Origin of the sequence: Caballeronia choica (assembly GCF_001544535.1) — a bacterium.
Lineage (GTDB): Bacteria > Pseudomonadota > Gammaproteobacteria > Burkholderiales > Burkholderiaceae > Caballeronia > Caballeronia choica.
The window spans coordinates 1-7,527 of the sequence record NZ_FCON02000239.1; the positions used below are offsets into that span (position 1 = coordinate 1).

At 64.1% G+C, this 7,527-nt stretch carries 5 protein-coding genes; 2 read left to right on the plus strand and 3 right to left on the minus strand.

All coding sequences use genetic code 11. The features are described from left to right. Positions 1 to 317: 317 nt before the first annotated feature. Entirely contained in the window at positions 318 to 3,464 is a 3,147-nt protein-coding gene (locus tag AWB68_RS40930; RefSeq protein WP_087649865.1) for a response regulator, read from the minus strand. Between the two features lie 171 nt (positions 3,465 to 3,635). On the opposite strand from AWB68_RS40930, the gene hpnA reads away from it, so the two are divergent. Continuing rightward, positions 3,636 to 4,646 carry a hopanoid-associated sugar epimerase gene (gene hpnA, locus AWB68_RS40935; protein WP_087649866.1) on the plus strand — a complete coding sequence of 337 codons (1,011 nt, stop codon included), beginning with the start codon at positions 3,636 to 3,638 and terminating at the stop codon, positions 4,644 to 4,646. Positions 4,647 to 4,713: 67 nt separating this feature from the next. On the opposite strand, the gene AWB68_RS40940 is transcribed toward hpnA, so the two are convergent. After that, positions 4,714 to 4,851, minus strand: coding sequence for a DUF3563 family protein (locus tag AWB68_RS40940; protein ID WP_087649868.1), 138 nt, complete (start codon positions 4,849 to 4,851; stop codon positions 4,714 to 4,716). Between the two features lie 674 nt (positions 4,852 to 5,525). Between AWB68_RS40940 and AWB68_RS40945 the strand changes: the two genes are divergently transcribed. Next, positions 5,526 to 5,999 (plus strand): hypothetical protein, encoded by a 474-nt coding sequence (locus AWB68_RS40945; protein WP_087649869.1) that lies wholly within the window; start codon positions 5,526 to 5,528, stop codon positions 5,997 to 5,999. Positions 6,000 to 6,036: 37 nt separating this feature from the next. On the opposite strand, the gene fdhA is transcribed toward AWB68_RS40945, so the two are convergent. Continuing rightward, entirely contained in the window at positions 6,037 to 7,236 is a 1,200-nt protein-coding gene (fdhA, locus tag AWB68_RS40950; RefSeq protein WP_087649867.1) for a formaldehyde dehydrogenase, glutathione-independent, read from the minus strand. Positions 7,237 to 7,527: the final 291 nt, after the last annotated feature.

Genomic DNA, 7,527 nt, shown 5'->3' on the forward strand with positions numbered 1-7,527 from the left:
GGACGGATGAATGACTGCTGTTCCACTCCGCGCAGCGGTGCGACGTGCGCGCCTTTTCTACATGCCAACAACGATGAAACTCCGCTAACGACACTCCCCCGGTTGGACCACTCCGACATAACGGGCTGGCGGCGACTGGCAAGCATTGGCGGTGGGAAGCTGCTTTCTTTGCTTACTTTCTTTGCAGCAGCAAAGAAAGTGAGTCCCGCCCCGGACAGGGGCAGTGCTAATAGACCACTAACAAGACAAGCTCCACAGAAGCCCGAGCGCATCAAACGGCGTAAACACCACCCCCAAGCGCCAGCGACAACAAACCGCTACCGTAACCAAACCCGACACAACGACACCAGCTTATCCACATCGATAGGCTTGGAAATATAGTCATCGGCGCCTGCTTCCAGGCACTTCTGCCGATCCGAAGGCATCGCCTTCGCGGTCAGCGCAATGATCGGCAAACGCGCGTGCTCCGGCTGCTTGCGGATCTCGGCCATCGCGGTAAGGCCATCCATCTCCGGCATCATCACGTCCATCAACACCAGATCGATCCCCGGATGCCGCGCCAGCGATTCAAGCGCCTCGCGCCCATTGCGCGCAATCTCGAGCTTCGCCCCCAGCGGTTCGATCACATGCGACAGCGCGAAAATATTGCGCACGTCGTCCTCGGCCAGAAGAATCGTGCGGCCCTCGAACACGTCGTCGCGCTGACGCGCCGCGCGCAACATCCGCTGCTGCTCCGGCGGCAACGCGCTCTCGACGCTGTGCAGGAAAAGCGTCACCTCGTCGAGCAAACGCTCCGGCGACTTCGCCCCCTTGATGATGATCGATTTCGAGTAGCGGCGCAGGCGCTGCTCCTCTTCCTGCGACAACATCCGCCCCGTATAGACAATCACCGGCGGCGAAGCATGTTCGCCGCTCGTCGAGACGCGCTCCAGCAGTTCGTAACCCGAGCCGTCCGGCAGCGCAAGATCCATCACGACGCAATCGAACGTCGCGCGCGCCATTTCATCGAGCGCGCCGGCAATCGTGCCCGCCTCGACGATCTCCACCGTCTCGCTCGCGAGCAGCGCGTGGATGCTCTCGCGCAACACCGGGTCGTCCTCGACCACCAGCACGCGCCGCATCCCCTGCGCCGAGCGCGCTTCGAGCTTCCGGATCGCGCCGGCAAGCGTCTCGCGCGCGCTCGGCTTCAACGTGTAGCCAATCGCGCCGAGATGCAGCGCGACGTCGGCGTGATCGGTCGCGGAGACGATGTGGATCGGAATGTGCCGCGTGAGCGGGTCGTGCTTCAGCCATTCGAGCACCGTCAAACCCGACTGGTCCGGCAAGCCGATGTCAAGCAGGATGCCGCTCGGCTGAAGCTCGCGCGCGAGTTCGACGCCTTGCGTCGCGGTCGTCGCGTGCACGCAGTCGAAGTCGAGTTCGTGCGCCAGATCGTAGAGGATGCTGGCGAACGGCAGGTCGTCCTCGATCGCGAGGATCACGCGATCGGGACGCTTGCGGTTCGCACGGTCATCGGCGATCGGGGCAGGCGCCGGCACGACCGGCGCACTTGGCGCACCCGGCACATTCGGCGCGGGCTGTGCCGGCTTCGGCGCGCTTTCGCGCAGGCCGGGCGACGCCGGTGCGGACGCGTTCATCTGTCCGATCGTATCGAGCTTCGCGGTGACGGTGCCTTCGCTCGCGTTGAGCGGCAGCGTCACCGAGAACACGCTGCCCGTGCCGACCTCACTCGACACGCCCACCGAGCCGCCCAGGAGCCGCGAGAATTCACGCGAGATCGAAAGCCCGAGGCCGCTGCCGCCGTACTTGCGGCTCGTAGTGCCGTCGGCTTGCTGGAAGGCCTGGAAGATCAGGTCCTGCTTGTCGCGCGCGATCCCGATGCCGGTATCGCGCACGTCGAAGCGCAGCGCGTTCTCGCCCGCCTGCTCGACCGCCACGGTCACCTGTCCGCGCTCGGTGAACTTGAACGCGTTCGACAGCAGATTGCGCAGCACCTGCAAAAGCCGCTGGTTATCCGTGACGAAATACTGCGGCACGCCTTCGCCGTGCTCGGTGACGAACTCCACGCCCTTGCTCTGCGCGACGGGCGCGAACGACTGGCGCAGCGCGTGCAGGATCGAATCGACGGCGACCGGCGCGAACTGCACGTCCATCTGCCCGGCTTCGACCTTCGACAGGTCGAGGATGTCGTTGATCAGCGAAAGCAGGTCGCTGTTCGACGAATGAATGGTCGCGGCGTAGCGGACCTGTTCGTCGGTGAGATTGCCGTGCTTGTTGTCCTGCAGGAGCTTCGCGAGAATCAGCGAACTGTTGAGCGGCGTGCGCAACTCGTGCGACATGTTCGCGAGGAACTCCGACTTGTACTGGCTCGCCCGTTCGAGCGACAACGCATTCGCGGCGAGTTCCTGCTGCGCTTGCAGCAGTTCGGCCTTCTGGCGCTCCAGATGCTGCGTATGCTCTTCCAGTTGCACGTTGGTCTGTTCGAGTTCGGCCTGCTGCGTCTCGAGCCGCGCCTGCGAATCCATCAACGCGCGGCCGCGCTCCTCCAGTTCTTCGTTCGACACGCGCAACTCTTCCTGCTGCACCTGCAATTCCTCGCTCTGCCGCTGCGTTTCCTCGAGCAGCTCGACGAGCCGCGATCGATAACGCGCGGAGCGCAGCGCCATGCCCATGCCTTCGGAGGCCATTTCGATCATCTCGCGGGTATCGTCGAAACGGTTCTTGTCGCCGACGAAGCCCAGTTCGATCACGCCCGCCAAACCGCCGTCCGCGAATAGCGGCGCGATCACGACCTTCGATGCCGTCGCCGAGCCCAGCGCCGAGGCGGCCTTCAGGTAGTGCCCGGAGGCGTCGCTGATTTCGAGCGGGCGCGGGTCGTCCAGCACTTGCCCGACCAGCCCCTCGCCATGTTTGATCGCTCGCGGCGCGACGTCTTCGCCCGGCAGCGCCCAGGAGGCGGTGCGCGTGAGCGTGTCGCCATCGAGCGCATAGACCACGCCGACTTTCGCATTCACATACGGCACGAGGGAACGCAGGATGCTCGCGCCGATCGAAGCTGGCGACTGCTCGCCGCGCATCTGCAGCCCGATTTGCGCGGCGCCTTGTTGCAGCCACGCGATCCGTTGTACGCTCAGCCGCGTCTTGATATAGAGGTAGGCCACGCCGCTCAGCACCAGCAGCACGAAGATGCCCATCGCCCGGTTGATCTGCGCCACTTCGGGGTTCGCGAGACTGGCGGTGCCCGACAGCACGTACCCCGAGATCATCAGCACCGACGAGATGCCGGCGGTGATGAGCGGTATCGCCGGACGGTCGGCCCACAGGCACAGCACGACGGGGAGAACGTAGAAGACCCAGATCGCAACGCGCAACGGCGTCAGGCAGTCGACGGCGAACACGATGACAAGCAGGATCGCGATGGCGAAGTAGAGCCAGACGGATTGGTTTCGACTGTCTTTAAGCATTGACGGTTGGCTTTTTTGTTGAGGTCCCGGCACCGGGCGAAGCGGCAGGCACGGACCATAGCACGACCCGCGAGCCCTTGTCACATATAGGTTCGCGGCCGATTCAACGGGCGCCATCCGCATCGCACATGTTACCCGCGGCGGCCCGGATGGCGCGCAAAAGAGGAAAAAATGACTGAATTTTCAAGTGGCCGGGTGCTCGTCACCGGCGCGTCGGGTTTCGTGGGATCGGCGGTCGCGCGCATCGCGCTCGAACGCGGTTTCGACGTGCGCGTGCTGATGCGCACGACCAGCTCGCGAAAGAACATCGAAGCGCTCGATGCGGAAGTGGTGCTCGGCGACATGCGCGACGAAGCGTCGATGCGCGCCGCATTGAAGGGCGTGCGGTACCTGTTCCACGTCGCCGCCGACTACCGCATCTGGGCGCCGGACCCGAGCGAGATCGAGCGCTCGAACTTGCAGGGCACCGAGGCCACGATGCGCGCGGCGCTCGCCGAGGGCGTCGAGCGGATTGTGTACACGAGCAGCGTCGCCACGCTGAAGGTGACGAGCGCGGGCACGATCGTCGACGAGACGAAGCCCGCCGATCCGAGCCAGACCATCGGCGCGTACAAGCGCAGCAAGGTGCTGGCCGAGCGCGCCGTCGAGCGGATGGTGGCGAACGACCGGCTGCCGGCGGTGATCGTGAACCCGTCGACGCCGATCGGCCCGCGCGACGTCAAGCCGACGCCGACGGGGCGCATCATCGTCGAGGCCGCGACCGGGAAGATCCCCGCGTTTGTCGATACGGGGCTGAACCTCGTGCACGTCGACGATGTGGCGGCCGGCCATTTTCTTGCGCTGGAACGCGGCGTGGTCGGCGAGCGCTATATCCTGGGCGGCGAGAACTTGCCGTTGCAGCAGATGCTCGCGGATATCGCGGTGCTTTCCGGCCGCAAGCCGCCGACGATTCGCATTCCGCGCGGGCCGCTTTATCCGCTCGCCATCGGCGCGGAGTGGTACGCCAGGTTCAGCGGGCGCGAGCCGTTCGTCACCGTCGATGGGTTGAGGATGTCGAAGAACAAGATGTATTTCACCTCTGCGAAGGCCGAGCGTGAGTTGGGCTTTCGGGCGCGGCCCTATCGGGAGGGTTTGCGCGACGCGCTCGACTGGTTTCGCGTGAATGGGTATCTGGGGCGGTGAGGGTCGCCGGCGCTTGGGGGTCGGTTTGTTGCCAGACTACGACCCGGGCGCCAGCGATGCTTGCAACTTATCCATTTGCCTCGATCTCACGCATCCGACGCTCAAGCTCCCCCAGATCAACCGCCGACGCCAGGTAGGCATCGCGCCGGCTATGCTCCGCGCGATCAAGCAATCGCAACAATTGAATGAATAGATAGACGAACATGGCCTGCTCCGGTGACTCGGTCGGATGCATACTCGGCGGCGCCGCAGTACGTGGATTCCAGCCGCTGCATCGTGCAGTTCATCTGCGTGGACGAACCGCGAACGCATCACGGCTGGCTGGAGCGATGCCTATATGCAGAGTCCATGCCATCCGGCGCTGAGCCTTTACCGGCGCGGATGTCAGCCCTTCGAGCCGAAGCGGGAAGGCCCGAAGTGTCGCCTGCGGGCCAACGAATTTCGGACCATGGTCGGGTTGTGCCCGACACCACGCCTGGCCATCGACACGACGAGCAGTCCGGCGCTCAAATCATGTCGACTCATCGGCGACCAGCATCGGTGACATTCGCGCTCACGGTCGAAAGCCATGCAAGCGAAATCATCCGGCGCCGATCATGGCCGCGCAGAACGCGCCGCCCGCGGCAGTGTCAGGCCGATGCCGAGCCCGCAGCCTCCCGACCTTCCGCCGGAGATCGTGCTGATAGGGATGCTCGTGTCGATCGTTACGCCGACAGCGCGCGAGCAACCAACCTGATCCCATCCCGCGGAGGAACACAAAAAGAGGCCCTTCAAAACAGGGCCCTACAAGCATTTTGTTACAACGTGTGCGGACGACGCCGGGGTCCAGCGGGTAAAATCGCGTGCTTGATGCAAGGACGCAATACACAAGGCAACCGCATGAACTTACATGACCAGCTTGGCGCGCTGGAGTTGAGCCTCGATGAGCTCCTCCAGACCGCCGCCGTTTCCGTGAACGTCGATTCCGCTAATTCCGCTGATTCTGCTGAACCCGCCGCGCCCGCACAGCCGGCCGCTCCCGCCGACGAGAAGCCGACGCTGACGGTCTCGCGTCCGGCGCGCGATGCGATCGAGATGACGATCGGCGGGAAGTCGGTGCTGTTGAATCCGGAGGGCGTCTCGCAGTTGATCGAGGAACTGTCGAATGCGCGTTCGTCGATGACCGTGGAGCAGCCGGGCGGCTTGCCGCCGGGCTGGCGCTTCGCCGCGACGAGAAACCCGATGATGGCGACGCAGAAGCAGTCGAATGGCGATCGCCTGCTCGTGCTGCGCCACACCGGGCACGGCTGGGTGCCGTATACGTTCTCGCCCGATACGGTGATCGAGATGTACGCGATGTTGACGAAGCGGTAAGTCTCATGGGCGGCCACGCCGCCCACCGCGTCATACGTCAGGCCGCCTTCAACAGCCCGTGCGGATCGATCACGAACTTCCTCGGCGCGCCGCCATCGAATTTCCGATACCCCTCCGGCGCTTCATCGAGCGACACCACCGAAACATTCACGATATCCGCGATCGGCAGCCGGTCCCACAGGATCGCTTGCATCAAGTTCTGGTTGTATTTCATGACGGGCGTCTGCCCCGTATGGAACGAATGCGACTTGGCCCAGCCGAGTCCGAAGCGGATGCTCAGGCTGCCCTTCCGCGCAGCGGCATCGGTGGCGCCGGGATCGTCGGTCACGTAGAGCCCCGGAATGCCGATCGCGCCCGCCGCCCGCGTGATCTCCATCAGCGAATTGAGCACCGTCGCGGGCGCTTCCTCGTTGTGTCCGCTGGTGCCGTGCCCGTGCGCCTCGAAGCCGACGCAGTCGACCGCGCAATCCACTTCCGGCTTGCCGAGAATCTGCTCGATCTGCTCGCCGAGCGTCGCGTCCTTCGACAGGTCGATCGTCTCGAAGCCCACCTTGCGCGCGTGCGCGAGACGCTCCTCGTTCATGTCCCCGACGATTGTGCACGCCGCGCCCAGGAGCCGCGCTGAAGCGGCCGCCGCCATCCCGACCGGACCCGCGCCCGCGATATAAACCGTCGCACCGGGCTTGACGCCCGCCATCACGGCGCCGTGATAGCCCGTCGGCAGGATATCGGAGAGGCACGTCAGGTCACGGATCTTCGACATCGCCTGCGCGCGATCCGGGAACTTCAGCAGATTGAAGTCGGCATACGGAACCATCACGTATTCAGCCTGCCCGCCGATCCAGCCGCCCATGTCGACATAGCCATACGCGCCGCCCGCACGCGACGGATTCACGTTCAGGCACACGCCGGTATGTTGCGCCTTGCAGGTCGGGCAGCGTCCGCAAGCCACGTTGAACGGCACGGACACCAGGTCGCCGATCGCGAGCGTTTCGACATCGCGCCCGATTTCGATGACCTCGCCGGTGATCTCGTGGCCGAGCACCAGGCCGACTTGCGCGGTGGTCCGGCCACGCACCATGTGCTGGTCGGAGCCGCAGATATTCGTGCTGACCACCTTGAGTATCACACCGTGACCGATTGCCCGGCCACGCGGATCGACCATCTTCGGATAGTCGATGGATTGCACTTCCACTTTGCCCTGCCCTAGATACACGACGCCGCGATTGCTGCTCATCTTTCGTCTCCATGTCTCGTGGACGGCTCGCGTGATTTGGTCTCACGCCCCGTACGACGAGGGTAGCGCTCGCGCTGGGGTCTGACGTGGGTTCAACGCGACATGGGTTTGGCGGAAACCGACAAGGGTAGTTGCTGGCGCTTGGGGGGGGTGGTGTGGTGTGGTTTACACCGTTTGATGTTTTTGCGGCTTCTATGGAGCTTGTTTTCTTTGCGGTTTATTAGCTCTGCCCCTGTCCGGGGCGGGACTCACTTTCTTTGCTGCTGCAAAGAAAGTAAGCAAAGAAAGCAG

What these genes read in the sequence shown, in the direction of transcription:
- AWB68_RS40930 (WP_087649865.1), bottom strand. Translation starts at nt 3,464, where the DNA reads ATGCTTAAAGACAGTCGAAACCAATCCGTCTGGCTCTACTTCGCCATC.
- hpnA (WP_087649866.1), top strand. Translation starts at nt 3,636, where the DNA reads ATGACTGAATTTTCAAGTGGCCGGGTGCTCGTCACCGGCGCGTCGGGT.
- AWB68_RS40940 (WP_087649868.1), bottom strand. Translation starts at nt 4,851, where the DNA reads ATGTTCGTCTATCTATTCATTCAATTGTTGCGATTGCTTGATCGCGCG.
- AWB68_RS40945 (WP_087649869.1), top strand. Translation starts at nt 5,526, where the DNA reads ATGAACTTACATGACCAGCTTGGCGCGCTGGAGTTGAGCCTCGATGAG.
- fdhA (WP_087649867.1), bottom strand. Translation starts at nt 7,236, where the DNA reads ATGAGCAGCAATCGCGGCGTCGTGTATCTAGGGCAGGGCAAAGTGGAA.